This window comes from Pseudomonas sp. PvP009 (assembly GCF_017832995.1).
GTDB classification, from domain to species: Bacteria; Pseudomonadota; Gammaproteobacteria; order Pseudomonadales; family Pseudomonadaceae; genus Aquipseudomonas; species Aquipseudomonas syringae.
Genome location: NZ_JAFIBG010000001.1, coordinates 424,490 through 449,954 on the forward strand (window position 1 = coordinate 424,490; position 25,465 = coordinate 449,954).

At 58.9% G+C, this 25,465-nt stretch carries 22 protein-coding genes; 6 read left to right on the forward strand and 16 right to left on the reverse strand.

Annotation, left to right across the window (positions count from 1 at the left end):
- Positions 1 to 33: 33 nt before the first annotated feature.
- The 3 genes from rpoD to rpsU form a co-directional block, all read right to left on the reverse strand.
- Positions 34 to 1,884, reverse strand: coding sequence for an RNA polymerase sigma factor RpoD (gene rpoD, locus JOE29_RS01775; protein WP_003316235.1), 1,851 nt, complete (start codon positions 1,882 to 1,884; stop codon positions 34 to 36).
- 67 nt (positions 1,885 to 1,951) lie between these two features.
- Positions 1,952 to 3,907, reverse strand: coding sequence for a DNA primase (dnaG, locus tag JOE29_RS01780; protein ID WP_122255953.1), 1,956 nt, complete (start codon positions 3,905 to 3,907; stop codon positions 1,952 to 1,954).
- A gap of 479 nt (positions 3,908 to 4,386) precedes the next feature.
- On the reverse strand, positions 4,387 to 4,602 hold the full coding sequence (gene rpsU, locus JOE29_RS01785; RefSeq protein ID WP_002551877.1) for a 30S ribosomal protein S21: 216 nt from the start codon (positions 4,600 to 4,602) through the stop codon (positions 4,387 to 4,389).
- Positions 4,603 to 4,800: 198 nt separating this feature from the next.
- Between rpsU and tsaD the strand changes: the two genes are divergently transcribed.
- A complete protein-coding gene (gene tsaD / locus JOE29_RS01790; RefSeq protein WP_210078750.1) occupies positions 4,801 to 5,826 on the forward strand; it encodes a tRNA (adenosine(37)-N6)-threonylcarbamoyltransferase complex transferase subunit TsaD in 1,026 nt (341 codons plus the stop codon).
- A 23-nt stretch (positions 5,827 to 5,849) separates the two neighbouring features.
- Here the strand turns inward: tsaD and plsY are convergent, their stop codons facing one another.
- Entirely contained in the window at positions 5,850 to 6,419 is a 570-nt protein-coding gene (gene plsY / locus JOE29_RS01795) for a glycerol-3-phosphate 1-O-acyltransferase PlsY (protein ID WP_024683321.1), read from the reverse strand.
- A gap of 74 nt (positions 6,420 to 6,493) precedes the next feature.
- Between plsY and folB the strand changes: the two genes are divergently transcribed.
- The gene (gene folB / locus JOE29_RS01800) at positions 6,494 to 6,847 is read left to right on the forward strand and encodes a dihydroneopterin aldolase (RefSeq protein WP_003316242.1); all 354 of its coding nucleotides are present in this window, start codon (positions 6,494 to 6,496) and stop codon (positions 6,845 to 6,847) included.
- The gene (gene folK / locus JOE29_RS01805; protein ID WP_003351503.1) at positions 6,838 to 7,362 is read left to right on the forward strand and encodes a 2-amino-4-hydroxy-6-hydroxymethyldihydropteridine diphosphokinase; all 525 of its coding nucleotides are present in this window, start codon (positions 6,838 to 6,840) and stop codon (positions 7,360 to 7,362) included. Before folB ends, folK begins: the two co-directional genes overlap by 10 nt.
- 119 nt (positions 7,363 to 7,481) lie before the next feature.
- Here the strand turns inward: folK and JOE29_RS01810 are convergent, their stop codons facing one another.
- From JOE29_RS01810 to JOE29_RS01860, 11 genes are all read right to left on the reverse strand, one after another.
- Positions 7,482 to 8,711, reverse strand: a complete 1,230-nt coding sequence (locus JOE29_RS01810) for a multifunctional CCA addition/repair protein (protein WP_003422712.1) — start codon at positions 8,709 to 8,711, stop codon at positions 7,482 to 7,484.
- A gap of 97 nt (positions 8,712 to 8,808) precedes the next feature.
- Positions 8,809 to 10,371, reverse strand: a complete 1,563-nt coding sequence (locus JOE29_RS01815; RefSeq protein ID WP_003419771.1) for a SpoVR family protein — start codon at positions 10,369 to 10,371, stop codon at positions 8,809 to 8,811.
- Positions 10,368 to 11,639, reverse strand: coding sequence for a YeaH/YhbH family protein (locus JOE29_RS01820; protein WP_003316246.1), 1,272 nt, complete (start codon positions 11,637 to 11,639; stop codon positions 10,368 to 10,370). Before JOE29_RS01820 ends, JOE29_RS01815 begins: the two co-directional genes overlap by 4 nt.
- Before the next feature lie 121 nt (positions 11,640 to 11,760).
- Positions 11,761 to 13,683, reverse strand: a complete 1,923-nt coding sequence (locus JOE29_RS01825; protein WP_003341169.1) for a PrkA family serine protein kinase — start codon at positions 13,681 to 13,683, stop codon at positions 11,761 to 11,763.
- 424 nt (positions 13,684 to 14,107) lie between these two features.
- On the reverse strand, positions 14,108 to 14,428 hold the full coding sequence (gene glpE / locus JOE29_RS01830; protein ID WP_003341167.1) for a thiosulfate sulfurtransferase GlpE: 321 nt from the start codon (positions 14,426 to 14,428) through the stop codon (positions 14,108 to 14,110).
- Positions 14,429 to 14,451: 23 nt separating this feature from the next.
- Positions 14,452 to 15,327 (reverse strand): symmetrical bis(5'-nucleosyl)-tetraphosphatase, encoded by an 876-nt coding sequence (locus JOE29_RS01835; protein ID WP_074955575.1) that lies wholly within the window; start codon positions 15,325 to 15,327, stop codon positions 14,452 to 14,454.
- On the reverse strand, positions 15,327 to 15,707 hold the full coding sequence (gene apaG, locus JOE29_RS01840) for a Co2+/Mg2+ efflux protein ApaG (protein ID WP_003316251.1): 381 nt from the start codon (positions 15,705 to 15,707) through the stop codon (positions 15,327 to 15,329). The genes JOE29_RS01835 and apaG overlap by 1 nt, the downstream gene beginning before the upstream one ends.
- Before the next feature lie 116 nt (positions 15,708 to 15,823).
- Positions 15,824 to 16,630, reverse strand: a complete 807-nt coding sequence (gene rsmA / locus JOE29_RS01845) for a 16S rRNA (adenine(1518)-N(6)/adenine(1519)-N(6))-dimethyltransferase RsmA (RefSeq protein WP_046720060.1) — start codon at positions 16,628 to 16,630, stop codon at positions 15,824 to 15,826.
- Positions 16,627 to 17,616 (reverse strand): 4-hydroxythreonine-4-phosphate dehydrogenase PdxA, encoded by a 990-nt coding sequence (gene pdxA / locus JOE29_RS01850; RefSeq protein ID WP_210078751.1) that lies wholly within the window; start codon positions 17,614 to 17,616, stop codon positions 16,627 to 16,629. The genes rsmA and pdxA overlap by 4 nt, the downstream gene beginning before the upstream one ends.
- Complete coding sequence (locus JOE29_RS01855; RefSeq protein WP_003341160.1) at positions 17,613 to 18,935, reverse strand: peptidylprolyl isomerase; 1,323 nt, start codon at positions 18,933 to 18,935, stop codon at positions 17,613 to 17,615. The genes pdxA and JOE29_RS01855 overlap by 4 nt, the downstream gene beginning before the upstream one ends.
- Entirely contained in the window at positions 18,916 to 21,696 is a 2,781-nt protein-coding gene (locus JOE29_RS01860) for an LPS-assembly protein LptD (RefSeq protein WP_046266096.1), read from the reverse strand. The genes JOE29_RS01855 and JOE29_RS01860 overlap by 20 nt, the downstream gene beginning before the upstream one ends.
- A gap of 129 nt (positions 21,697 to 21,825) precedes the next feature.
- Between JOE29_RS01860 and JOE29_RS01865 the strand changes: the two genes are divergently transcribed.
- The 3 genes from JOE29_RS01865 to JOE29_RS01875 all read left to right on the forward strand — a co-directional run bounded on the left by JOE29_RS01865 (position 21,826) and on the right by JOE29_RS01875 (position 24,393).
- Positions 21,826 to 22,848 (forward strand): phosphotransferase, encoded by a 1,023-nt coding sequence (locus JOE29_RS01865; RefSeq protein WP_210078752.1) that lies wholly within the window; start codon positions 21,826 to 21,828, stop codon positions 22,846 to 22,848.
- A gap of 102 nt (positions 22,849 to 22,950) precedes the next feature.
- Positions 22,951 to 23,622, forward strand: a complete 672-nt coding sequence (gene murU / locus JOE29_RS01870) for an N-acetylmuramate alpha-1-phosphate uridylyltransferase MurU (protein ID WP_210078753.1) — start codon at positions 22,951 to 22,953, stop codon at positions 23,620 to 23,622.
- Positions 23,623 to 24,393: a TerB family tellurite resistance protein gene (locus tag JOE29_RS01875; RefSeq protein ID WP_074997645.1), complete on the forward strand. Its 771-nt coding sequence runs from the start codon at positions 23,623 to 23,625 to the stop codon at positions 24,391 to 24,393.
- A gap of 8 nt (positions 24,394 to 24,401) precedes the next feature.
- Here the strand turns inward: JOE29_RS01875 and JOE29_RS01880 are convergent, their stop codons facing one another.
- On the reverse strand, positions 24,402 to 25,406 hold the full coding sequence (locus JOE29_RS01880) for an alpha/beta hydrolase family protein (RefSeq protein ID WP_210078754.1): 1,005 nt from the start codon (positions 25,404 to 25,406) through the stop codon (positions 24,402 to 24,404).
- Between the last annotated feature and the right edge of the window lie 59 nt (positions 25,407 to 25,465).

The following is a 25,465-nucleotide window of genomic DNA, read 5'->3' on the forward strand; positions in this document are numbered from 1 at the left end:
CATGCCGGGGGTTTTGTTGACTCGTTGGTGCGATTACTCGTCGAGGAACGAGCGCAGGTGCTCGCTTCTTGTCGGGTGACGCAGCTTGCGCAGTGCCTTGGCTTCGATCTGACGAATCCGCTCGCGGGTTACGTCAAACTGCTTACCAACCTCTTCAAGAGTGTGATCGGTATTCATGTCGATGCCGAAACGCATGCGCAGAACCTTGGCTTCACGGGCAGTAAGGCCCGACAGCACTTCGCGTGTCGCTTCTTTCAGGCTTTCAACAGTGGCGACATCGATTGGCGACTGCATGGTCGAGTCTTCGATGAAGTCACCCAGGTGCGAATCTTCGTCGTCACCGATCGGGGTTTCCATGGAGATCGGCTCTTTTGCGATCTTCAATACCTTGCGGATTTTATCCTCAGGCATTTCCATGCGTTCGCCCAGCTCTTCCGGGGTCGGCTCGCGACCCATTTCCTGCAACATCTGCCGGGAAATGCGGTTGAGCTTGTTGATCGTCTCGATCATGTGCACCGGAATACGAATGGTGCGTGCCTGGTCGGCAATCGAGCGAGTGATCGCCTGACGGATCCACCAGGTGGCATAGGTCGAGAACTTGTAGCCACGACGGTATTCGAACTTGTCCACAGCCTTCATCAAACCGATGTTGCCTTCCTGGATCAGATCGAGGAATTGCAGGCCACGGTTGGTGTACTTCTTGGCGATGGAGATCACCAGACGCAAGTTCGCTTCAACCATCTCTTTCTTCGCGCGGCGGGCCTTGGCCTCACCGATCGACATGCGACGGTTGATGTCCTTGATCTCGGCGATTTTCAGGCCGGTCTCTTCTTCCAGTGCGGACAGCTTCTGCTGGCAACGCTGGATGTCAGGCTGCAGGCGACCGATGGCTTCTGCGTATTTGCTCTTGCCCTTGGCCAGTGCGTCAGTCCAGCTTTCGTCAACTTCGTTGCCCGGGAACTGGCGCAGGAAGTCGGCGCGCGGCATACGTGCATCACGTACACACAGCTGCATGATGGCGCGTTCCTGAGCACGAAGACGCTCAAGAGCACCGCGTACACGCTCTACCAGACCTTCAAACTGTTTTGGAACCAGTTTGATCGGCATGAACAGTTCGGCCAGCGCAACCATTTCGGCAATGGCGTGCTTGTCGTCGCGACCAAATTTCTTCAGGGCCTTGCGGGTGATTTCCATTTGATCGGAAACCGCACCGAAGCGCTGCTGGGCGATGACCGGATCAGGACCGCTCTCGACTTCGTCTTCTTCGTCGCTGGCGTCTGCCGACTCTTCCTCGTCGTCATCGGCCCCTTCTGCCTTCGCGGCTTTGGGGTCGACAGGCGGCGGGACTTCGGCAGGCGGCGCAATGCCGTCGTCCGGGTCGATATAGCCGCTCAGGACATCGGAAAGGCGACCGCCTTCACTGGTGACGCGTGTGTATTCGGAGAGAATGTGGTCAACCGTGCCTGGGAAGTGCGCAATTGCGCCCATTACTTCACGGATGCCTTCTTCGATACGTTTGGCGATTTCGATTTCGCCTTCACGGGTCAGAAGTTCAACGGTACCCATTTCCCGCATGTACATACGAACAGGATCGGTGGTACGCCCGATGTCGGTCTCGACCGCTGCCAACGCTGCAGCCGCTTCTTCTGCGGCTGCCTCGTCGGTATCGGCGTCGGCCAGCATCAAGGCGTCCGCATCCGGAGCACTCTCGTGTACCGGGATCCCCATGTCGTTGATCATGCGGATGATGTCTTCCACCTGCTCGGGATCTGAAATATCCTCGGGCAAGTGGTCGTTGACCTCTGCGTAAGTCAGATACTTCTGCTCACGACCCAGGGTGATCAACTCTTTGATACGAGATTGCTGTTGCGCTTTTCCGGACATAACACCCTATCCACTGAAGGTCTTGGCGGGCAAAAAACAAGCCGAGGATTATACCCGAGCTATGACCTCACGCGCCAGTTGAGGTCGGGTTTTGTGCAGAATGATTAAGGCTGTGCAGCTTTACCAACTGCGCTTTCTCTTCGGCCGTCAGGCCGGTTTCACTGCTTTTTCTGACCAGCTCATCAATTTTTCGCAAGCTTTGGCCTGCCGATAGCTTAGTTATAGTGTCGAAAAACTGTTGTTCAAGGTTGTCGGCCTCAATCAGCCATTCCTTTTCGGCCAGGGCTCGCAGCAAATTGCCCTGTTCGGTCCCGTGCCAGCGTGCTATCAACTGTAACGACCGCAGTTTGGGATTCTTTTGCCTGGCTTCAATCAACGCGATCAATAATTGAGCGTTGGGGTGGTCTTCTGCCGCGAAGTTGCTTGCATTTTCGACCTTTTCGGCCAGTTCCGGGTGGTGCAGCAGTGTTCTCAGTGCAGTCTGCATCGGAGGTTCGACGGCGGTCGGTATTCGCGGCGCGCGCTGTCTGAACTCCTGCCGCTTGCCTTTTTTGCCCGAGAACGTGTTTTCCCATTTTTTTTGATTCGGACCGCCGGTTTTCTTCTGCGTCCATTCCTGCTGAGGCTCATAACCGCCTTGTGGCTGGTAATCGGCAAAATCAGGCATGGCGTCGTAGTCGACATACGGGTCGTAACTCGGTGGTGCCTCTGCCGGCGCGCTCTGCACCAGCTGGCTGACGGCTTCGCCGGTCAGTCCGGTAATTTCGGTCAGGCGCTGACGCATCAGAATACGCAGGTTCGCGCCGGGTACCTTGTCGATCAATGGCGCCGCAAGGGTGGCCATGTGCGCCTTGCCCTCCAGCGAGCGCGGATCGGACTCTTTGGTCAGTTGCTCGAAAAAATAATCGGCCAGCGGCTGCGCGTGCTGATTGATGCGTGCCTTGAACGCGTCGGTGCCTTCGGAGCGCACCAGCGTGTCCGGGTCTTCGCCTTCGGGAAGAAACAGAAAGCGCGCCCGCCGTCCGTCCTGCAGGTTCGACAGGGTCGCTTCCAGCGCACGCCATGCAGCGTTGCGTCCGGCCTGATCGCCGTCGAAGCAGAACAGTACGTTAGGCACGACCCTGAACAGACGCTTCAAATGCTCTTCGCTGGTTGCAGTACCCAGCGTGGCCACGGCATTGCGCAACCCTTGCTGGGCCAGGGCGATGACGTCCATGTAGCCTTCAACGACGATGATTTCATCGAGGTTGCGATTGAATTTGCGCGCCTCGAACAGCCCGTACAGCTCCTGGCCCTTGTGGAAAACCGGTGTTTCCGGGGAGTTCAGATACTTGGGTTTATCATCGCCCAGTACGCGGCCGCCAAAGGCGATGACGCGCCCGCGTGAGTCACGGATCGGAAACATCACCCGGTCGCGGAAGCGGTCGTAGCGTTTGCCGGTTTCGGCGTTCTCGATCAGCAGGCCGGCATCGATCATCACCTTTTGCTGCAATGAGTCGCTGCTCAGGTGCTTGTACAGGTTGTCCCAGCCGGGAGGGGCGAAGCCCAGGCCAAAGTCCCTGGCGATTTCGCCGGACAGCCCGCGGCCCTTGAGGTAATCCACCGCAGCCTTGCGTGACGGGTGGCTTTTCAGGGCCTGGCGGTAGAACTCGGCGGCGGCGGTCAGCAGCGGGTAGAGCGGGGAATCGGTCGGCTGCCGGGGCTTCTGGCCTTTTACGCTCTGTTCGCGAGGCACTTCCATGCCGGCGGCCTTGGCCAGGTCTTCGACGGCCTGGGGGAAGTCCAGGTTGTCGTGGTCCATGATGAAGCCGAGCGCGTTGCCACCTGCGCCGCAACCGAAGCAGTAATAGAACTGCTTGTCCGGGCTGACGCTGAAAGAGGGTGTTTTCTCTTTGTGGAACGGGCAGCACGCGGTGTAATTCTTCCCGGCTTTCTTGAGCTGCACGCGCGAACTGACAACATCGACAATATCGGTGCGGTTCAGAAGGTCGTCGATAAAGCTCTGGGGAATCAGCCCGGCCATGGCGTTCTCATCATTCAAGCGTGGTGCAAAAGTATCGGATGACTCTACGAGCGTTCCGTCAGCCTGTCAGCCGTCTTTTTGAAGACGTCGGCAATAAACGGGCACGTCTTTGCATCCGAAGGACGGTGTTGGCCTGAAAGGAATAGATCTGATCCCGCGAGTGGATCAGAAAGGCCACAGGCTTTTTTGCCCACGGTGAGTGGTCAGAGCCTGAGGACACGGAAGACGCTGCCTTGGCTGAGCTTCTTGCGAAGTCATCAAGGCATACTCGTCTTGTCATCGGTCGATGTGCTGCCCGAGTGGGCATGACCGATGTAGCCTGTGAACAGGCCGTGACGTGCTTGACTGAATATCCGAGTCGCATGTGCGGCCTGGACAGGGTCAATCAATAAAGCAAACGCAAAACAGCGAAGCTGTAACTGCCGACAGCCCGGCTGGTTGGCCGGGCAAGGCAGAAGCTTGCGACGAAGGTCTGTAAATTAATACAGACGAACGGCGCGGCGCTGTTCGCGCTGGACTTTCTTGGCGTGGCGTTTGACAGCAGCTGCTGCCTTGCGCTTACGCTCCGAAGTCGGCTTCTCGTAAAATTCGCGGCTACGAACTTCAGCCAGAACACCGGCTTTTTCGCAGGAGCGCTTGAAACGACGCAGAGCTACGTCGAAGGGTTCGTTCTCTTTAACTTTGACGGCTGGCATCCAGAGCTACCTTCATTCATTACCGGGGTCAACGCTCAGTGCAAACACTGCACAAAAGTACGTCGGTTTTTAAGGGTTGCGGATGTTAACCCCTCATTGAGAGGAATGCAAAGCCTCTGATCGAAAACCGCTGGTCGGCACCTCGGCCGGCGACTATTATGCGCGCCTTCAAATCTGCCCCCTACAAGGCGCAACCCCATGCTAGTACTGGGATTAGAAACCTCCTGCGACGAAACCGGCGTCGCGTTATACGACAGCGAACGCGGTTTGCTTGCGGACGCATTATTCAGCCAGATCGACCTGCATCGTGCCTATGGCGGTGTGGTGCCGGAGCTGGCTTCGCGCGATCACGTCAAGCGCATGCTGCCCCTGATTCGCCAGACACTGGCCAAGGCGGACTGCGTGGCCACTGATATCGACGCCATTGCCTACACGGCCGGCCCTGGATTGGTCGGCGCCTTGCTGGTCGGCGCTTCGTGCGCTCAGGCGCTGGCGTTCGCCTGGGATATCCCGGCGCTGGGCGTGCATCACATGGAAGGTCATCTGCTGGCCCCTATGCTGGAAGAAAACCCGCCACAGTTCCCGTTCGTCGCCTTGCTGGTGTCCGGCGGTCATACGCAGTTGGTGCGCGTCGACGGCATTGGTCAGTACGAGCTGCTGGGCGAGACGCTGGATGACGCCGCAGGCGAGGCGTTCGACAAGACCGCCAAGATGATGGGCATGCAGTACCCCGGCGGTCCGGAGATTTCAAAGGCGGCCATGCAGGGCGTGGCAGGGCGTTTCGTCTTCCCTCGGCCGATGACCGATCGTCCCGGGCTGGAATTCAGCTTCAGCGGCCTGAAAACCTCCGCGCTCAATACCTGGCAGCAATGCCGAAACGCTGGAGACGACAGTGAGCAAACCCGCTGCGACATCGCTCTGGCCTTCCAGCAGGCGGTAGTGGAGACTTTGACCATCAAGTGCAAGCGCGCGCTCAAGCAGACCGGTCTCAAGAGCCTGGTGATTGCCGGTGGCGTCAGCGCCAACAAGGCGCTGCGCGCTTCGCTGGAAAGCATGCTTGGCGACTTGCGCGGCCATGTCTATTACGCACGGCCCGAGTTTTGTACCGATAACGGCGCCATGATCGCTTTTGCCGGGTGCCAGCGTTTGCAGGTCGGGCAGAAGGAAGATTTGAGCATCAGCGTGCAGGCGCGCTGGCCCATGGAGCAGTTGTCGGGGCTGTGACGGCAGACGAGGCGGGTTACGCCTCAGAAATGTCGTTCGCGCCCGGCGAGCAGGTCGCGTAGATTGCCGCGATGGCGCCAGACGATGAGCAGGGTCAACACGCTCATCGGCAGCAAAGCATGAGGCTCCTGCCACGCCAGCAATGGCAGGGTCAGGGGTGTGGCAATCAGGGCGGCAAGCGAGCTGGTGCGGGTCAGGTACAGCGTCAGCAGCCAGGCGACTATCGCCAGGGCAGCGGCGGGCGGATACAGGCCCAGCAGCACACCGGCGGCGGTCGCTACGCCTTTGCCACCGCGGAAGCGGAAGTACAGCGGGAACAGATGGCCCAGCACTGCGCAGACGCCGATCCAGCCCTGTTGTGCGATGTCCATGCCCAAGGCGCTGGCGATCAGGATCGGCACCAGGCCTTTGCAGAGGTCGCCGAGCAGGGTCAGGATGGCGAGTTTTTTCCCGGCCAGACGCAGCATGTTGGTCGCGCCGGCATTGCCGGAGCCACTGGCGCGCGGGTCCGGCCTGCCGCTCAGGCGGCTGAGCAGGATGGCGAAGGACAGCGAGCCAAGCAGGTAGGCGAAGGTGGCCATTAACCAAAACATGCGAACCATTCCGGGCGAGGATGCCCTGATTCTAACGGCGCATCGCGCCCTTGTCGTGCAGTGGAGAGTAGTGCTTGGACAGAGTTTTCATCGAGGGCCTTGAGGTCGATACGGTCATTGGCGCCTATGACTGGGAGCGCGGCATTCGTCAGTGCCTGCGTCTGGACCTCAGCTTTGCCTGGGACAATCGCCCCGCAGCCGCAGGGGACGATCTGAGCAAGGCCCTCGACTACGCCAGTGTCTCGACACGTATTCAGGCGTTCGCCGAGCAGGCACAGTTCCAGTTGGTGGAGACCTTCGCCGAGCGACTGGCCGAAGTGCTGATGGGTGAATTCAATATTCCCTGGCTGCGCCTGAAACTGACCAAGCCCGGTGCTGTAGCGGCCGCTGCCGGTGTGGGCGTGGAGATCGAGCGCGGATGTCGCTGACGCGGATTTTCCTCGGCCTGGGGAGCAACATCGAGCGTGAGCGCCATCTGGTTGCGGGGCTCGATGCGCTGGATGGCTTCCTGACCGACCTGAGCTGTTCGCCGGTTTTTGAAAGCCATGCCGTGGGTATCAAGAGCGGGCCATTCTTCAATCTCGTGGTGTCGGCACTGACCGATCTGCCCTTGATGGAGCTGGATCGTCGCCTGAAATTCATCGAAGCGGACAATGGCCGTTATGCCCCGGATCGCAAAGGGTTGCCGCTGGATATCGATGTGCTGCTGTACGGCGAACAGGTCGGTAATTTCGACGGGCTGATCTTGCCGAGGGCAGAAATTCTAAAGAATGCCTTCGTACTGCGTCCATTGGCGTTGATTGCCCCTGAACGTCTGCATCCCGGTGTGGGGATTGCTTTCAGCAAACTCTGGGCTGATGCGCAGATCGATCAGCAGCTTTGGCCGGTGGCGTTCGAGTGGCGCGGGTTGGCACTGACGCCTGAGGATTTGCTGCGTAGCTGAGCCTGTCCGCGCCTTCCAGCTCTGACGCTTCTTGTGCCAAAGCTGAAGATCGGACGCAGAGCGTCCAGGGCTGCGCTACCACGCGGAGCGCGGGAGCGATAACCGTGCACGAGAGGCTGTCAGGCGACGTGCTCGGCCTTGTAGGTTTTCAGTGCCTTCAAGCGCTCGTTCTTCAGTGCGTCACCCAGTTCCTTGCCTTTCAGGCCCTGTTCCAGCAACGGCTGTACTGATACTGCGCGTGCGACCTCGGCGGCGCCGCGCAGATAGTCGGCCTGTGGATAACTGCGTTGTTCGAAGCCGTGACGTCCCCGTGCGTCCATCTCGCAGGCGGCAATAAACTCTTCAAAGCGCTGCGGGCGGCGGTAGACGTCGAAGCTTTGCAACAGCTCCAGCAGGGTCGAGGGTTTCAGCTCCAGCGCACGGTGGCCGTGAGTGTGGTACTGGCCGACCAGCAGCGCCAGTTCCTGGCAGTCCCGTGGTACACGAAAACGCTCGTTGACCGCTTTTATCAGGCGCAGGCCGGTGTGTTCATGGGCGATGTGCCTTGGCCATTCGGCTTCCGGCGTCAGCCCTTTGCCGAGGTCGTGCAGCAGGCAGGCCCAGCGCACTGTTAGCGGGTGTTTGTGGCGCGCGGATTGCTCGAGGACGCTGAGCACGTGGACGCCAGTGTCTATTTCAGGGTGATGCGCCGCCGGCTGCGGTACACCAAACAACGCTTCGACTTCGGGCATCAGCTCTTTGAGCGCGCCGCAGTCGTGCAGTACCTGGATAAACACCTGAGGCTGTTCTTCCATGAGTGCGCGAGAGATTTCCTTCCAGCTTCGCTCGGCAGTCAGCGCCTTGAGTTCGCCCGATTCACTGAGCTGTCGCATCAATCCCAGGGTCTCGGGCGCGATGGTAAAACCGTAACCGGCGTAGCGCGCTGCGAATCGGGCCACACGCAAGACTCTGAGCGGATCTTCGGCGAATGCGGGTGAAACGTGACGTAATATCCGCGCTTCCAGATCCTTCTGGCCGTTGTAGGGATCGGTTAAATTACCGTCCTTGTCTTCAGCCATGGCATTGATCGTCAGGTCGCGCCGAATCAAATCCTGCTCGAGTGTTACCTCGGGGCTGGCGTGGAAAACAAAGCCCCCGTAGCCCACACCGCTCTTGCGCTCGGTGCGCGCCAGCGCGTATTCCTCATTGGTCAGCGGATGCAGAAACACCGGGAAATCTGTACCGACCGGGCGATAGCCCTTGATCAGCATGTCCTCGGTGCTTGCGCCGACTACCACCCAGTCGATGTCCGTGACAGGTTGACCCAGAAGACGGTCGCGTACAGCACCGCCCACTTTATAAATCTGCATAAAAAGCCTCCGTAAGCGCGACAGGATAAACCTTGTGTCGTACTTATGGAGGCTAAAGCTGTATGAGCAAGCGTTTAACGCGCTAGTGCCCTAGCGCTTAAAGGTGGACGACCGCCATATCAAGCCGGGGATACTCACTGTCGGCATGCTCGCCTTTCGGGGGTACGTGATGGGTCTTGACCACCTGATCGCCCTGCAAGGTTTCCAGGTGTATGTCAAAGCCCCACAGCCGGTGCAGGTGTTTGAGCACCTCATCTGTCGAGTCACCAAGCGGTTTGCGATTGTGCTGTTGATGGCGCAAGGTCAGCGAGCGGTCGCCTCGGCGGTCGATGCTGTAGATCTGCACATTGGGCTCCCGATTGCCCAGGTTGTACTGCGCAGCGAGTATTTCGCGGATGGTCCGATAGCCGTTTTCATCATGAATGGCGGGCACCAGCAGGTCGTCCTTCTGGTCGTCGTCCATAATGCTGAACAGCTTCAGGTCGCGAATCACCTTGGGCGACAGGTACTGGAGAATGAAGCTCTCGTCCTTGAAGCTGGTCATCGCGAACTTGATCGCCGTCAGCCAGTCGCTGCCGGCAATTTCCGGAAACCACTGGCGATCCTCATCGGTAGGGTGTTCGCACATCCGCCGGATGTCCTGATACATGGCAAAGCCCAGCGCATAGGGATTGATGCCGCTGTAGTAGGGGCTGTCAAAACCGGGCTGGAAAATAACGCTGGTGTGCGACTGCAGGAACTCCATCATGAAGCCGTCGGTGACCAGCCCTTCGTCGTACAGATCATTCATCAGCGTGTAGTGCCAGAACGTCGCCCAGCCTTCGTTCATCACCTGGGTCTGGCGCTGTGGATAGAAATACTGCGCGATCTTGCGCACGATGCGCACCACTTCGCGCTGCCATGGTTCCAGCAGCGGGGCGTGTTTCTCGATGAAGTAGAGAATGTTTTCCTGCGGCTCGGCCGGAAAGCGCGCGTTGTCTTCCTTGCTGCTCTTGTCGGCACTTTTCGGGATGGTGCGCCACAGGTCGTTGATCTGCCGCTGCAGGTGCTCCTCCCGGTCCTTCTGCCGACGGCGCTCCTCTTCGGCGGAAATCGGGTAGGGGCGCTTGTAGCGGTCCACACCGTAATTCATCAGTGCATGGCAGGAGTCGAGCAAGTCCTCCACGGCATCGATGCCATGGCGCTCCTCGCATTGCATGATGTACTGCTTGGCGAACACCAGGTAATCAATGATCGAACTGGCGTCAGTCCAGGTGCGGAACAGGTAGTTGCCCTTGAAGAAGCTGTTATGGCCATAGCACGCATGGGCCACCACCAGCGCCTGCATGCAGATGGTGTTTTCTTCCATCAGGTAGGCAATGCACGGGTCGGAGTTGATGACGATCTCGTAGGCCAGGCCCATCTGGCCGCGAGAATAGGATTTTTCCGTGCTGAGGAAGTGTTTGCCGTAGGACCAATGGTGATAGCCCAGCGGCATGCCCACCGAGGCATAGGCGTCCATCATCTGCTCGGCCGTGATCACTTCGATCTGGTTGGGATAGGTGTCCAGCGCATACCGCTCGGCGATCCTGCCGATTTCGCGGTCGTAGGCGCGGATCAGTTCGAATGTCCACTCTGACCCCGTGGAAAGGGGTTGGCGCTTCTGCTCTCTGGCGGTCATGACACTAACCTTCGCTGAAAGAGTTCGCGGAATACCGGATAGATATCACCGGCAGAGACCAGCTGTTGCTGGGCAAACGTGTCGGCAAAATCTTCACCGATGCGTTCGTATTCGTACCACAAGGCCTGGTGCTCACGCGGCGTGATTTCCACGTACGTGTAGTACTGCACGAAAGGCATGATCTGTTTGGTGAGGATTTCCCGGCAAATGGGCGAATCGTCGTTCCAGTTGTCGCCATCCGACGCCTGTGCCGCGTAGATATTCCAGTCGCTGCTCGGGTAGCGTGCGGCCATGATTTCCTGCATCAGTTTCAATGCACTGGAAACGATGGTGCCGCCGGTTTCCCGGGAATAGAAAAACTCTTCCTCGTCCACTTCGCGGGCGCTGGTGTGGTGACGAATGAAGACCACGTCGATCTTGTCGTAGTTACGCTTGAGAAACAGGTACAGCAGGATGAAGAAGCGCTTGGCGATGTCCTTGGTCGCCTGAGTCATGGAGCCGGAGACGTCCATCAGGCAAAACATGACTGCTTTTGAGCTGGGGTTGGGTTGCTTGACCAGCAGGTTGTACTTGAGGTCGAAGGTATCGAGATAGGGCACACGACGAATGCGAGCCTTCAGTCGGTCGATTTCTACTTCCAGTTCCTGAAGGTCGCCGAAGTTATCCGGCTCTTCGCGCTTCATGCGCTCAAACTCGGCGGTCGCTTCCCTGAGTTTCGCGCGACTGCTACCGGACAGTGCGATGCGGCGTGCATGCGCCGAACGCAGGGTGCGGATGATGTTGATCCGTGACGGGTTGCCTTCGTTGCTGATCCCGGCGCGCACGGTCTTGAAGGTGTCGGTGCCGGTCAGGTTGCGCTTGACCAGGTTCGGCAGCTCCAGGTCTTCGAACATGAACTCGAGAAACTCTTCCTGGGTAATCTGAAACGAAAACTCATCCATCCCTTCGCCGGAATTACCCGCCTTGCCGGGGCCTTTACCGCCAGCGCCACCTTGAGGGCGGGCGATGTGCTCACCGGTGGTGAATTCCTTGTTGCCGGGATGAACAACGGTCTGCTTGCCGCCGCGACCGTGGTGCAGGACCGGTTCGTCGATGTCACGCCCGGGAATGCTGATCTGTTCGCCGTGTTCCATGTCAGTGATGGAGCGTCGGCTGACCGCTTCCTCCACTGCCTTCTTGATGTGATCACGGTAACGCCGCAGAAACCGCTGGCGGTTTACCGTGCTCTTGTTCTTGCCGTTGAGACGTCGGTCGATCACATAGCTCATAGGCTCCTCCGGGGAGCTTCAAGTTGTAAGCCTCAAGCTGCAAGCGAGCAAACGATCAATCCCGAGACCGGGTGTTGATCGCTTGTCGCCTGCAGCTGATAGCTTGAAGCTTGCAGCTGCTTTACTGCGATTTCCGCACGCGCAGATACCATTCGGAAAGCAAACGTACCTGCTTGTCCGTGTAGCCCCTCTCGACCATTCGTGTCACGAAGTCGTTGTGCTTCTGCTGATCTTCTTTGCTGGCCTTGGCATTGAAGCTGATGACCGGCAGGAGGTCCTCGGTGTTGGAGAACATTTTCTTCTCGATCACCACCCGCAGCTTCTCGTAGCTGAGCCAGGTCGGGTTCTTGCCATTGTTGTTGGCGCGGGCACGCAGCACGAAGTTGACGATTTCGTTGCGGAAATCTTTCGGGTTGCTGATGCCAGCCGGTTTCTCGATCTTTTCCAGCTCCTCGTTCAAGGCCACACGGTTGAGGATCTCGCCGGTTTCCGGATCACGGTATTCCTGATCCTGAATCCAGAAGTCCGCATACAGCACATAGCGGTCGAAAATGTTCTGACCGTACTCGCTGTAGGACTCCAGGTACGCCGTCTGGATTTCCTTGCCGATGAACTCGATATAGCGCGGTGCCAGGTATTCCTTGATAAAGCGCAGATAACGCTCGCGCGTTTCGGCGGGGAACTGCTCCTGTTCGATCTGCTGTTCCAGTACGTAAAGCAGGTGCACCGGGTTGGCCGCAATTTCGTGCGGATCGAAGTTGAACACCTTGGACAGAATCTTGAACGCGAAGCGGGTAGACAGACCATTCATGCCTTCGTCGACGCCCGCACTGTCGCGGTACTCCTGGATCGACTTGGCTTTAGGGTCGGTGTCTTTCAGGTTCTCGCCGTCATACACGCGCATCTTGGAGTAGATGTTGGAGTTGTCCGGCTCTTTGAGGCGCGACAGCGTGGTGAACTGCGCGAGCATTTTCAGGGTGTCCGGCGCGCAGTGCGCCTTGGACAGCGAGCTGTTGAACAGCAGCTTGTCGTAGATCTTGATCTCGTCGCTGACACGCAGGCAGTACGGCACCTTTACGATGTAGATACGGTCGATGAAGGCTTCGTTGTTCTTGTTGTTGCGGAAGCTGTGCCACTCCGATTCGTTGGAGTGCGCCAGCAAAATACCGGTGAACGGGATCGCGCCCAGTCCTTCGGTACTGTTGTAGTTGCCTTCCTGGGTTGCGGTGAGCAGCGGGTGAAGGACCTTGATCGGGGCCTTGAACATCTCGACGAATTCCATCAGGCCCTGGTTGGCCCGGCACAGCGCGCCCGAGTAGCTGTAGGCATCGGCATCGTTCTGCGGGAATTCTTCCAGTTTGCGGATATCCACCTTACCGACCAGCGCAGAGATGTCCTGGTTGTTTTCGTCGCCGGGTTCGGTTTTCGCCACGGCAATCTGGTTGAGAATCGAAGGGTAGAGCTTCACCACCTTGAACTGGCTGATGTCGCCACCGAACTCGGCCAGGCGTTTGGTCGCCCAGGGCGACATGATGGTGCTCAGGTAGCGTCGCGGAATCCCGAAGTCTTCTTCGAGAATCGCGCCGTCCTCCGTGGCGTTGAACAGGCCCAAGGGCGACTCGAAGACAGGCGAGCCCTTGATGGCGTAGAACGGGACTTTTTCGATCAGTTGCTTGAGTTTTTCCGCCAGGGACGATTTACCGCCACCCACCGGGCCGAGCAGATACAGGATTTGCTTTTTCTCTTCCAGGCCTTGGGCGGCATGGCGGAAATACGAAACGATCTGGTCGATGCATTCTTCCATTCCGTGGAAGTCGGCAAAGGCCGGATAGCGGCGTATGACCTTGTTAGAGAAAATGCGCGACAGCCTGGAGTTGGCGGAGGTATCCACCAGTTCAGGCTCGCCGATGGCCAGCAGAAGACGTTCTGCGGCAGAGGCATAGGCGCTGCGATCCTGTTTGCAGAGCTCCAGATACTCCTGTAGCGAGAGCTCTTCTTGCCGCGTGCTTTCGAAGCGTTGTTGGAAGTGGCTGAATATACTCATGACGTCACCTCGCTCGATACGTGGAGCCGGCGGCGGATCGTCAGTCGATGCTGGCAGCGACCAAACTACGGCTGCTGTTTCCCCCCAGAACACCCTAGGCTCTGTACGAAAAGTGGCTGCGCTCGGTGATGCTTCGTTAAAAACAGGCTCGGAATGCTCATTTACAACACGTAGACTCCGCTTCCTCGCCTGTTTTTGCCTTGCCTGACCTTCGCTCGCCGACTTTTCGTACAGAGCCTAGTAACTACCGATGACCCACGCGCCGGTGTACCGGCTCTCCCCTGAATACGGATGGCCTAGGCTAAGGATAGTTCGGATTCGGAAAGATAAAGAAGGGATGCGCGAGAAGACGGGCTGACCGTTCGTCAGATGGCTCGCGAGCCCGCGTAGAACGCGGGATCAGCTGTCATAAAAATATTTTCTATCAGCCTTGCACGGTTTCTTGCGGGTAAGTGGCGCGCCACAGCTCGAAACCGCCGTCCACGCTGTACACATCGGAGAAACCCTGGCCGACCAGATAGGCTGCAGCGCTCTGGCTGGAGTTGCCGTGGTAGCAGACGACCACCAGCGGCTTGTCCAGATCGGCTTCGCGGATGAAGTCGGCGATCGAGTGGTTGTCCAGATGCACGGAATCGGGAATGTGATTGCTCTCGAAAGCCTGTGGGTCCCGAACATCGACCAGCACGGCGCCTTGCTCGCGCAGAGCCTGGGCCTGTTCAGGTGGGATACGTTTGAATTCAGTCATTGCCTGGGCTCCTGAGCCTGAGGTTACGGAAGGGGAGTAGCGCCGGGTTGCATGCGGGTAACAAGCCCGTCGGCGGCATTGCCGATAGCATCGCAATTGCACTGATGACGTTCAAGCGTATCGACATTGAGCAGCGTCATCGAGCCACCCCAGACACATCCGCTGTCGAGGGCGAAGACGTCAGGTTCGTCGCAGCGACCTTCAAGCGCAGCCCAATGGCCGAAAATGATTTTCACGTCGCGGGTCTTGCGGCTCTGGTGGCTGAACCAGGGCGCATAGCCAGGTATCGCGGTGCCGACCCCTTCCTTGCTCTTCAGATCGAGTTTGCCGTCGCTGGTGCAGAAGCGCATGCGGGTGAAGTAGTTGGTGATGACCCGCAGACGCGTCACGCCTTGCAGGTCGTTGTCCCACTTGGCCGGTTCATTGCCGTACATGCCGTCGAGAAAGGCGCCGTACAACGTGTCGTCCTGCAGCGCGTGCTCGACTTCGGCAGCGTGCTTCAAGGCCTTTTTCAGCGTCCACTGTGGCGCGATACCGGCATGCACCATGGCGACATTGCGTTCTGCGTCGTAATGCATGAGCTTCTGCCGACGCACCCAGCCAAGCAGGTCGTCACGATCAGGCGCTTCAAGGATTTCAAGCAGCGTGTCGCCCTTCTTCAGCAGCTCTCTTTTACGGGCCACTGCCAGCAGGTGCAGGTCATGATTGCCGAGCACGCACACCAGCGATTCGCGAATGCTGTACAGATAGCGAAGCGTTTCCAGCGATTGCGGGCCACGGTTGACCAGGTCACCCACCAGCCAAAGGCGATCCTGCTCCGGGTTGAAGTGCACGTGCTCGAGCAGGCATTGCAGAGGTTCAAGGCAGCCTTGCAGGTCACCCACCGCATACACCGCCATCAGTGCAGCGAGCCCGGAACGGCCAGGCGGAAAGGCTCGATAACGGCATCGAAGCGTTTGCCGTCTTCGGCCAGCATCTGGTAAGTGCCCTGCATATTGCCGACTTTGGTGGTCATGACCGTACCACTGCTGTAGGTATGGCTTTGGCCGACCTTGATCAGTGGCTGCTGGCCAACCACGCCTTCGCCACGTACTTCCTCGACATTGCCATCACCGTCGGTAATGACCCAGTGCCGCGACAGCAGCCGGGCAGGGAGCTCGCCATTGTTGTGCACGGTAATGGTGTAGGCGAAAGCGAAACGGTTCTGCTCAGGTTGCGACTGCTCCGAGAGGAAGCGTGTGACGACGCTGACGTCGACCTTGTAACGAGAATCGGGCATGCAATAGGCCTTGAAATCCATAGCTGCGAAAAAAGGGCGTGTGCGGCAGGTAGATCAGTCTAGGACAAGTAAGCGGAAAATGAAGACTGAGCCTGCCGTTTACTTGTCCCCAGGGTTCACTCTGTCACAACTTTTTCGCTGAGAGTGTCTGCCAGACGAACGAATGCAGCCAGATCGAGCTGCTCGGGACGCAAGCTGCCGTCTACTCCGGAAGCGGTGATCTCATCGCTGGTCAACAGCAGCTTGAGGGTGTTGCGCAGGGTCTTGCGACGCTGGTTGAACGCTTCACGCACGATGCGCTCCAGCACACGGTGATCCTTGGCAGGGTGCGGCAGTGTTTCGTAAGGGACGAGGCGCACAATGGCCGAGTCCACTTTCGGCGGCGGGTTGAATGCACCCGGTCCGACGTTGAACAGGTGTTCGACGCGGCAATGGTACTGGACCATGATCGACAGACGGCCCCAGTCACCACCGCCGGGTCCGGCAGCCATACGCTCGACAACCTCCTTTTGCAGCATGAAGTGCATGTCGCGGATCAGGCTGGCGTTCTGCAGCAGGTGAAAAATCAGCGGCGTCGAGATGTTGTACGGCAGGTTGCCCACCACCCGCAGGCTGCGCGGTTCGGCGCCGAGGGTGTTGAAGTCGAATTTCAGCGCATCGCCCTGATGCAGGTTGAAGTTCGGCTTGCTGGCGAACTGACCGTTCAGGATCGGGATCAGGTCCTTGTCCAGCTCGACCACGTCCAGCTGAGCGCCGCTGTCGAGCAGGCCCTCGGTCAGTGCACCCTGGCCCGGCCCGATTTCCAGCAGCCGGTCTTCAGGTTTGGAACGGATGGCACGCAGGATCTTGTCGATAACGCCTGCATCGTGCAGGAAGTTCTGCCCGAAGCGCTTGCGCGCCCGGTGTTGGTATTGCTCGGTCATGAATGGGTCTCGGCCATCTGGTAGGCGGTTTGCAGTGCGACGTGCAGGCTGCCGGTGTCGATGTTCGCAGTGCCGGCCAGGTCCAGCGCCGTGCCGTGATCGACAGAGGTGCGGATGATTGGCAGGCCGAGCGTCACATTGACCGCTGCGCCGAAACCTTTGTATTTCAGCACGGGCAGGCCCTGATCGTGGTACATCGCCAGCACTGCGTCGCAGTGCTCCAGATATTTGGGGGTAAACAGAGTGTCTGCAGGCAGCGGGCCGCGCAAGTCCAGGCCTTCGCTGCGCAGGCGCTCCAGAGCAGGTTCGATGATGTCGATTTCCTCACGACCCAGATGCCCGCTTTCGCCGGCATGAGGGTTGAGGCCGCAGACCAGAATGCGTGGATGGGCAATGCCGAACTTGTTGACCAGGTCGGCGTGCAGGATGCGTGTCACGCGCTCCAGACGATCCGCTGTGATGGCGTCGGCCACATCGCGCAACGGCAGGTGAGTGGTCACCAGTGCTACGCGCAGGTCGCCGGTTGCCAGCATCATCACCACCTGTTCGGTGTGAGTCAGTTCAGCGAGAAATTCGGTGTGTCCGGAAAACGCGATACCGCCGTCGTTGACCACGCCTTTGTGCACCGGGGCGGTGATCATGCCGCTGAACAGTCCGTCCAGGCAGCCCTGGCCCGCGCGAGTCAGGGTTTCCAGAACAAATGCAGCATTGGCTTTGTTCAGCACGCCGGTTTCCACCGGAGCGGCCAGTGGCGTATCCCAGACGTACAGACTGCCGGCAGGCGCAGGCAGGTCGGGAAACGCGTCGGGCGTGACCTTTATCAGACTGACCGACACACCCAGTTGCGCGGCCCGCTCAAGGAGCAGGTCGCGGCTGGTGATGGCAATCAGGGGGTATGGCTGAGGCTGCGTGGCGAGCAGCAGGCAAAGGTCAGGACCTATGCCGGCCGGCTCGCCGGGTGTCAGTGCGAAACGCTTGGGTTTCACTGTGCAGCCTGGGTCGCGCCAGGGAGTTTGATTTCAACGTAGGCTTCGTCGCGGATCTGACGCAGCCAGGTTTGCAGCTCTTCGTCGTACTTGCGGTTGCGCAATACGTTCAGCGCCTGCTGTTCCCGAGCCTGATCGGTAGCGTCCTTGGAGCGACGACCGAGCACTTCTAGAACATGCCAGCCGTACTGGGTCTGGAACGGTTTGGACAAGACGCCTTGTGGCGTTTCGCTCATCACTTGACGGAATTCCGGAACCAGAGAGTTGGGATCAACCCAGTTCAGATCGCCGCCATTGAGTGCAGAGCCCGGATCTTCCGAGAAGCTTTTCGCCAGCTCGGCGAAATCTTCGCCGTTTTGGATGCGGTCGTAGATCTTCTCTGCAAGACGCTTGGTCTCTGCCTCGTTACGAATTTCGCTTGGCTTGATCAGGATATGACGCACATGCACTTCATCACGCATTTGCGCCTCACCCTGGCCGCCGCGCTTTTCCAGCAGCTTGAGGATGATGAAACCGCCCGGCGTACGCGCAGGAGGCGTCACGTCACCGACAGGCATCGAGCTGAGCATGTCACCGAAGGGCGGTGGCAATTGTGCAGCCTTGCGCCAGCCCATGTCGCCGCCTTCCAGTGCATTTTCGCTGGACGAGGAGGTGGCTGCGAGACGGGTGAAGTCAGCACCTTTCTTCAACTGGTCGTAGATGCCCTTGGCCTTGACCGCAGCAGCCTGGATGGCGTCCGAGGAAGCGCTGTCAGGTGTGGCGATCAGAATGTTGGCCAGGTGAAACTCTTCAGACAACTGAGCCTTGCCCATATCCGAGGCGAGGAAGTTCTTCACTTCCTGCTGGGACACCTGGATACGTTCGGCCACCCGGCGCTGACGCACGCGGCTGATGATCATTTCCCGGCGCACCTGTTCGCGCGCATCGTTATAGGACAGGCCGTCATGCGCCAGCGCGGCGCGGAACTGCTCCACGCTCATGTTGTTGCGCTGGGCAATGGTGCCGATGGCCTGGTTCAGCTCTTCGTCGGAGACACGAATGCCAGAGCGTTCGCCCATCTGCAACTGCAGGTTTTCCAGGATCAGACGATCCAGAACCTGTGGTTGCAGGGCTTCTGCAGGCGGTACACCAGAGCCGCGCTTGGCAATGGTCTGCTGAACTTCACGTACACGCTGGTCCATCTGGCTTTTCATGATCACATCGTTGTCGACGATAGCCACGACACTGTCCAGAGGTTGAACCGCAGCATGCACTGCACCGCTCAGGAGTAACGCGCCCAGCATCAGCGGGCGCAGACAATCAGAAAGCTTGGTCTTCACGTTCACGATAACCTTGAATGCCTTTGTCGAGGAAGCTGTCTACCTTGGCGCCAGTTACACCGCCGAGCCCCTTCAACACGATTTGTAGGAATATGCCGCGGTCGCCTTTCTCGTTCTGAGGTGCTGCCTGGCTGAACTCGTCGTAGTCGATCCAGTAGCGATTGACCAGACGCATTTTCCAGCAGCAGTTGTCGTACTCGAACCCGCCGAAAGCTTCGATGGTGCGTTCACGGTTGTAGTCATACTGCCAACGGCTGATCAGGCTCCACTGCGGCACGATCGGCCAGATGACCGAGAAATCGTGCTGCTGAATCTTGTAGTAGTCCTTCACGTAGTTTGGCGAACCCGGGGTGCCGTAGTCACCACCACCCACGACCCAACGGCCGGTGCTTTCGTCGTAACGAATCTGGTCGTTGCGATAGCGATAGCCGAGGTTGACGATCTTGTTCGGATTGTCTTCAGGCTGGTAGTGGAACATCGCGCTGCCCGAACGGGTGCTTCGGCTGTCCGGATCCCAGTTGAAATCGGAATTGAAGCGCCAGTCGCGGTTGAAGCGGTATTCGTATTCCAGTGCATAAGGCGAAACATTTGAACGCGCATCATCACGATCCGCGAACACCACGCCTGGCAACTGCACCTTGCGGTCTTCGAAATACAGCGCCTGACCAATGCTGAAGCGTTGGCGTTCGAAGCCGTTGTCCTCGATCCAGCGGTTAGTGACGCCCAGCGACAGTTTGTTCTCGTCGCCGATGCGGTCGGAACCGGTGAAGCGGTTGTCACGGAACAGCGAGGCGAAGTTGAACGTGCTTTCGCTGGTGTCGAATACCGGGATGTCGGTCTGGTCTTTCTCGGGAACATAGAGATAGAACAGGCGCGGCTCCAGGGTCTGGCGGTAATCCTTGCCGAACCAGTTGGTATTGCGGTCGAAGTACAGGCCGCTGTCGACGCTGAAGATCGGCACGCTGCGGCTTTGGCTGCTGCTGTACTCTTCGCCGGCCAGCAGGGTGTTTCTGCCCTGACTGTCCAGATCCAGATCGTATTGCGTGTAGACGTACTTCAGCTTCGGCGTCAGGAAACCATAGGTCCAGTTCATCGGCAGGCTGACGGACGGTGCCAGGTTCAGGCGATCACCGTTGGCCCGAGCCAGGCCGGAGATGTTGTTGTCCAGACGTGTTTCCGGGTTGCCGTCTTCATCGATGAACGCGCCGCTGCGCAGATCACGTTCGAAACGCACCGCTTCGGTCTGGTAATCGAACTTCAGACCACCGGGGTTGTAGGGCAGCGTACCGTTGAGCGTCAGCTGAGGCAGGCGATTGTACGGCGTAACGTTGGCAACCGTCGCCAGCTTGTAGGCCTGAGCATTGAGCACTGCCGAGAAGCTGTCGCCACGGTAGGTCAAGGAGCCCTGCTGGTTGAGGTAGTCCGTCCGTTTGACACCGATCTGATCGGTTTCCAGATCCTGGAAGTAGTACGGATCGCTGATGTCGGTGTAATCGACCTGGGTCAGCCAGCGCGTATCAAGCCCGCCCTTGTGCTGCCAGTTGATCATCCAGCGGGTCTTGTCGTAGTCCGACTGCTGTTTGCGATCGTCATTCTCGTCGTTCAGGTACGCGCCGCCGAACTGACCTTCGCTGCCCTTGGTCAGGTAGCGGAACTCGCCTTCCATCAGCAAGCCACGATCAGCCATGTAACGCGGGTACAACGTGGCGTCGTAGTTCGGCGCCAGATTGAAGTAGTACGGGGTGACCAGTGTGAAGCCGTTGTCGCCGCCTGCTGCAATGGTCGGCGGCAGGAAACCGGACTGACGACGATCGTCGATCGGGAAGTAGATATACGGCGTGTACAGAACCGGTATGTCCTTGACCCGCAGGGTAACGTTGGTCGCTGTACCAAAGCCGGTGGCCGGGTTCAGCGTGATGTTGTTGCCCTTGAGCGTCCAGGCGTTGCTGTTCGGCTCGCACGTCGTGTAGGTACCGTCCTTGAGCCGGATGATCGCGTTCTCTGCACGCTTTGCGTACAGGGCATTACCGCGAATGTTCGACTTGTGCAGGACGTACTCGGCGTTGTCGACACGGGCTTCGCCGGTATCGAGTTGCAGTTCGGCCTTGTCACCGACGATCAGCGCACCGTTGTCGCGCAGACGGACATCGCCGTTCAGCTCGCCACGGTTCTCGGCCTGATGCAGTGCAGCCTCCTGGGCTTGCACCTGCATGCTGCCCTGACGCATCACGACATCACCCGCCAGCGTGGCGACCTGCGCTTCCTGTTCGTAACGCGAAGCCTTGGCTCCCACGAACATTGGCGCGTCTTTCATCGGCGTCTTGTCGTCCATGCCAGGACGGATCGGCTCGACGTAGGCACCCGAGCAATACGGGCCGGTCTCGGCCAGTTGCGCTGCGGTAAGCTTTTCGCGAGGAACCCAATCGAGGTGGCTGTAGTCAGCACTACGCGACTTCAGACCTTTGCCCTTGGCTTCAGTGACCAGTTGCGTACCCGCAGACTGTTCACCCGAAGAGGTGCCTTGTGAGGTGACCGTGCCGTTGGAACTGACCGACGTCGTGTCATGCACGGGGCGCGGAGGCAGATCCACTGCAGCAGCATTGGATTTCGGCGCACAGTTCCAGGCACCCGAAGCAGAGACTGAGCAGTCATACTGTTCCGCGGCGACCACGAACTGAGTGGCCAGAGGTTGCATCGCCAGCAGACTGCCGGTTACGAGCAACGGAAATTTTTTACGAAACGCGGGGGATTTCAATGCCATCTTATTAGTCCGGGCTTCCTGCGCGCCATCTGCCCGCGGGGGGGCCGCACGCCTCTCGATGGGCTGAAAAAGATTCCGGATAATAAAGCATGACCCGCTTGACGGCTAGCGCCGTCGGAGACCCTTGTAATGTCAGATCAAGATATACGCCTGCAATCCCTGAAAGTTTGGCTCGATGAGCAGTTGCCGGCGCTGTTTTCGGCGCACGGTTGGGGCGCCGTGCCCCCGGCTACATTGACTGCGGCCAGCAGTGACGCAAGTTTTCGCCGTTATTTTCGCTGGGAGGGTGCGGACCGAACTTTTATTGTCATGGACGCCCCTCCACCGCAGGAAAACTGCAAACCGTTCGTGGATATCGCTCATTTATTGGAAAAGTCGGGCATTAATGTTCCAAAAATTTATGCCGAAGACCTGACACAAGGCTTTTTGCTGCTCAACGATCTGGGCCGTCAGACTTATCTGGATGTCATTGACGCCGATAATGCCGATGCCTTGTTCGCTGATGCTATCCAGGCGTTGCTGGCCTACCAGCAACTGCCTATGGACGCTCCGTTGCCCAGCTATGACGTCGCGCTGCTGCGCCGTGAGCTGGAGCTGTTTCCCGAGTGGTACGTAAAGCAGCACCTGGGCATCGAGATGGATGAGGCGCAACTGAGCGACTGGCAGCAGGTCAGTGAGCTGTTGATCAACAGCGCCCTGGCACAGCCCAAAGTACTGGTGCATCGCGACTATATGCCGCGAAACCTGATGATCAGCGAGCCTAACCCAGGCGTGCTGGACTTTCAGGATGCGGTCTATGGCCCGGTCACCTATGACGTGACATGCCTGTTCAAGGACGCATTCCTGAGCTGGCCACAGGAGCGCGTCAGTGACTGGCTGCGCACCTACTGGGATCAGGCGCGGGCCCTCGGCATCCCGGTACAGGAAGATTTCGCCGCATTCGAGCGCGCCAGTGATCTGATGGGTGTACAGCGACATTTGAAGGTGATCGGCATTTTTGCCCGCATTTGCCACCGCGATGGAAAACCTCGCTACCTGGAAGACGTTCCGCGCTTTTTCGCTTATATAGAGGCGGTATTGTCACGTCGCCCAGAGCTGGCGCAGCTCGGGCAGTTGCTTACCAGTCTGCAGCCGGTAGACACCGCTGTCTGAAATGACAGAGACGGCCAGCGTGACAGAGAGCCGGTTTTATACAGGGTCGCCTTGAACGATGGCCATTTTGGAAAAGATCTTGATTGTGTCGAAGAGGACTGCATGAAAGCGATGATTCTCGCCGCCGGTAAAGGCGAGCGAATGCGCCCGTTGACCCTGCACACGCCCAAACCGCTGGTACGTGTCGGGGATGTACCGTTGATCGAATACCACCTGAACGCCTTGCGCGATGCAGGGTTTCACCAGTTGGTCATCAACCATGCGTGGCTGGGTCAGCAGATCGAGGATTACCTGGGCGACGGTCAGCGTTTCGACCTGAGCATCCGTTACTCCCCCGAAGGCCTGCCGCTGGAAACCGGCGGTGGCATTCAGCGGGCATTGCCGCTGCTTGGCCTTGAGCCGTTCGTGGTGATCAACGGTGATATCTGGACCGATTACGACTTCGGCGCATTGCGTGTGCCGCTTGAAGGCCTTGCGCACCTGGTATTGGTCGATAATCCTGCGCATCATCCGACGGGTGATTTCTCGCTGGTCGACGGTCAGGTGCGCGACGACGATTTGGCGGGTCAGCGGCTGACCTACAGCGGTATTGCCATCCTTCATCCACAGCTGTTTGCCAATTGCGAGCCCGGCGCGTTCAAGCTTGCGCCGCTGTTGCGCGAGGCGATGCATAACGGGCTGGTCACGGGCGAGCACTACAGAGGGCGCTGGGTCGATGTCGGTACCCACGAGCGCCTGGCTGAAGCCGAGCAGATGCTTGCGGAGACTCGCTGAATGCTTTGGCCCGGCACACTGATCGGCGCTGGAGTCGGTTACGCAATTGCCAGTATTCCAGGCGCAATGCTCGGTGCTCTGTTGGGGCAGGCGCTGGACCGGCGCCTGAAACTGCAGAGTTGGGCGCATCTGCGTGAGCGCCTGGGTGGACGTGCAACGGTCCACAAGGACGATCTGCTGTTTGTGTTGCTGGGCCGTCTGGCCAAAAGTGACGGACGGGTTCTGGCCAGCCATATCCATCAGGCACGTACCGAGATGCGCCGTTTGAATCTGAACGAGGCGGATCAGTTGCGCGCCATAAACGCCTTCAAACGCGGCCGCGACGGCACCGATGGCCTGCGCAGTTATCTGCGTGACCTGCAAGGCCAGCCTGATATTGCCGAAGATATGTTGCGCGCCTGCTGGCGGATGGCGTGGGCGGACGGCAAGGCTTCTCGGGTCGAGCGCGAGCTGATCGGGGTGTGGGGCATGTGGCTTGGCTGGACAGGTCCACAGATCGAGGCGCTGGCTGCTGACCACGACCCCATGAAGCGCTCGCCGATCAGCAGCAGCGGCGGCGACTACAAAAGTGCGATGGCGCTGCTGGGGATAAAGTCGGACACCGATCCTTTGAGCATCAAGCGTGCCTACCGGCGCCTGCTCAGCCGGCATCACCCTGACAAGATTGCCGGCTCGGGCGCCAATCCACAGCAAGTGCGGGTGGCGACCGAGAGGACCAGTGAGTTGCACAATGCCTATCGGGTGGTGAAAGCCCGACGCGGGTTCAACTGAGCCGGCGCTTACTTTTCCTCTTTGGCGTCTATCCAGCCGCGAACACGGCGGAATAGCTGCTCTTGTTCGGCATCTCCGCCGCCGGCGATGTTGATCAGAGCAATCTGTGTAAATCCAGGCCCCTTGGTGCGTTTACTGGCCTGCAGACGAGCCTTTGCAGCCTCGTCAGGCGAGTTTTTGTAGATGAAATCGACGGCTTTTACTTTCAGCTGAGGCACCATGTCCAGCAGCGAAGGCTTGGCATTCAGAGGTTCACGCGCCGCCAGCATCACCAGTTTCTGCACCACAGGCGACGTCCGTTCATTGAGGAACCTGGCCGCCCAGTACGCACCGCTGCTGTGGCCGATCAACACGATGCTGCGTGCCTTGTTCTGCTGGGCAAAGCTGATCGCGGCTTCGATCCGCGCGAAGATGCGCTCGGCCTGAGCCTTGTTGAGTTCTTCGTCGGCAGCAGCCTTGGCTGTTTCAGCCGCAGCCAGCGCCTCTGTTTCTGCGGCCGGGTCTTTTGCTGTCTCCGTGGCGTCTTTGGGTTTTTCCTTCGGTGCCTCAGTGGCTTTAGCGGCGTTTGCATCTGCCGGGGCGACGTCGGGCTCGCGTGCTCCCGGCGTGTTGTCGAGCGGATCCGGCATGGTGATGCTCAGGCTTGACCAGCCTACATCCGGAAACTTGCGTCGCAGCGGGCCGACAGCGTCGGGCCAGTCCGGTGACTCGGCTTCGCCAGGCACAATGATGACCGCGCCTTCAGGGGCCTCAGTGTTTGCGGGTTTCCAGAGCGCGAGAAAGCTGTCATCTCCGGCCTGAAGTTGCTGCTGATCTTCGCGCGGCAATTGGCGTTCCAGCGCTATTGCGTCTTCCTGCGAGCGGCTGAGCAGCGGGGCTCTTTCGACGGGCGCTTGCGCAGCAGCGTCCTTGGCCGGGTCAGGGGTCGGGTCGGCTGCGAGGGCAGGCAAGGCGCAAGGCAGTATCAATGACAGAAACAATGCAGGAAACGTTGCGCGAAAGGTGTAGGACATCGGATATTCCAAGCCAGAAACTATCCCGGCAGCCTAGTGGGTTGATCGGCTTTTGTCAG

Excerpts from the sequence above, each read along its gene's own strand:
- JOE29_RS01835 (WP_074955575.1), bottom strand. The coding sequence starts at position 15,327 with ATGGCGGTGTATGCGGTGGGTGACCTGCAAGGCTGCCTTGAACCTCTG.
- apaG (WP_003316251.1), bottom strand. The coding sequence starts at position 15,707 with ATGCCCGATTCTCGTTACAAGGTCGACGTCAGCGTCGTCACACGCTTC.
- JOE29_RS01880 (WP_210078754.1), bottom strand. The coding sequence starts at position 25,406 with ATGTCCTACACCTTTCGCGCAACGTTTCCTGCATTGTTTCTGTCATTG.
- tsaD (WP_210078750.1), top strand. The coding sequence starts at position 4,801 with ATGCTAGTACTGGGATTAGAAACCTCCTGCGACGAAACCGGCGTCGCG.
- rpsU (WP_002551877.1), bottom strand. The coding sequence starts at position 4,602 with ATGCCAGCCGTCAAAGTTAAAGAGAACGAACCCTTCGACGTAGCTCTG.
- dnaG (WP_122255953.1), bottom strand. The coding sequence starts at position 3,907 with ATGGCCGGGCTGATTCCCCAGAGCTTTATCGACGACCTTCTGAACCGC.
- glpE (WP_003341167.1), bottom strand. The coding sequence starts at position 14,428 with ATGACTGAATTCAAACGTATCCCACCTGAACAGGCCCAGGCTCTGCGC.
- JOE29_RS01865 (WP_210078752.1), top strand. The coding sequence starts at position 21,826 with ATGTCAGATCAAGATATACGCCTGCAATCCCTGAAAGTTTGGCTCGAT.
- rsmA (WP_046720060.1), bottom strand. The coding sequence starts at position 16,630 with ATGACCGAGCAATACCAACACCGGGCGCGCAAGCGCTTCGGGCAGAAC.
- murU (WP_210078753.1), top strand. The coding sequence starts at position 22,951 with ATGAAAGCGATGATTCTCGCCGCCGGTAAAGGCGAGCGAATGCGCCCG.
- JOE29_RS01825 (WP_003341169.1), bottom strand. The coding sequence starts at position 13,683 with ATGAGTATATTCAGCCACTTCCAACAACGCTTCGAAAGCACGCGGCAA.
- plsY (WP_024683321.1), bottom strand. The coding sequence starts at position 6,419 with ATGTTTTGGTTAATGGCCACCTTCGCCTACCTGCTTGGCTCGCTGTCC.
- JOE29_RS01815 (WP_003419771.1), bottom strand. The coding sequence starts at position 10,371 with ATGACCGCCAGAGAGCAGAAGCGCCAACCCCTTTCCACGGGGTCAGAG.
- JOE29_RS01875 (WP_074997645.1), top strand. The coding sequence starts at position 23,623 with ATGCTTTGGCCCGGCACACTGATCGGCGCTGGAGTCGGTTACGCAATT.
- JOE29_RS01810 (WP_003422712.1), bottom strand. The coding sequence starts at position 8,711 with ATGCAGATTTATAAAGTGGGCGGTGCTGTACGCGACCGTCTTCTGGGT.
- rpoD (WP_003316235.1), bottom strand. The coding sequence starts at position 1,884 with ATGTCCGGAAAAGCGCAACAGCAATCTCGTATCAAAGAGTTGATCACC.
- JOE29_RS01860 (WP_046266096.1), bottom strand. The coding sequence starts at position 21,696 with ATGGCATTGAAATCCCCCGCGTTTCGTAAAAAATTTCCGTTGCTCGTA.
- folK (WP_003351503.1), top strand. The coding sequence starts at position 6,838 with ATGTCGCTGACGCGGATTTTCCTCGGCCTGGGGAGCAACATCGAGCGT.
- JOE29_RS01820 (WP_003316246.1), bottom strand. The coding sequence starts at position 11,639 with ATGAGCTATGTGATCGACCGACGTCTCAACGGCAAGAACAAGAGCACG.